Origin of the sequence: Flintibacter faecis, assembly GCF_014287875.1 — a bacterium.
GTDB lineage: Bacteria > Bacillota > Clostridia > Oscillospirales > Oscillospiraceae > Lawsonibacter > Lawsonibacter faecis_A.
On sequence record NZ_JACOPN010000034.1, the window covers coordinates 1 to 800 of the forward strand.

Genomic DNA, 800 nt, shown 5'->3' on the forward strand with positions numbered 1-800 from the left:
AGGAACACTTTTTGGGTGTCCTTGCGCTCAGAAAGAAAACGGTCAAGGGCTTTGCCAGAAACGCCGCCCAGGGCAAGATAGCTCCTTGTCTGCCAGTCCTGCGGATAAAGGCAGATAAACGATAACAGGTCAATCGGCGCTTCAAAGACAAAGAGCTGATTGCCATTACCCTCGTGTCGGAACGGATAGGATTTGTCAGACCCGGCAATGTCCTGTCTGAATGGGTCTGCCGTTCCTCGCACATGGGCGTATCTCGGTGTACCGCTTCGGTCTCTGCCGACAAACACAACATTGTGCCGCTTTGCGTCCTCGTAAATATCCCCGGAAAGAAGAAAAGCCTCAACAAGCGTTTTGTTGAGACCTCGGCTTTCTGTGAGATATTGGATTGCTCTGTCGGCTGTCCTGTTGTGCAAGGGCAAGTGAAACGCTGTGGGCGGTGCTGTGGTGGCTTCGGTCTGTCCCTCGCCGTTTTCGCCTGTCAACATCTGAACAGCTTCGGGAAAGGACTTGCCGTAAAACTCCATGACGAAATCAATGGGATAGCCGCCCTTGCTCTGGCTGTGGCGAAACCACTTGTTTCCCCGGACGGTCAGGCTGTCATGTTCTTTCCAACGGTATTCCCGTCCGCTTTTGATAAGTGTCTCTCCCTGTGTGCGGAGAAAATCTTCCAGACTGACGGCGTTTGCCCGGTCAATCTGTGCTTGGGTGTAATTCATCGGGATAGTTCCTCCTTTTTCTGTCGTGTTTGGGGTCGATTTTGGAGCTTTTGTTCCTCTGTACGCTCGTTAAATCGGGCGGCA

The 800-nt window shown here is 52.4% G+C and carries 1 protein-coding gene; it reads right to left on the reverse strand.

Translation table 11 applies throughout. From position 1 onward, the window contains the following. Positions 1 to 716: DUF3991 and TOPRIM domain-containing protein (locus H8S55_RS13880; protein WP_186879360.1), on the reverse strand; the 716-nt coding region annotated here is incomplete at its 3' end. Positions 717 to 800 lie beyond the last annotated feature (84 nt).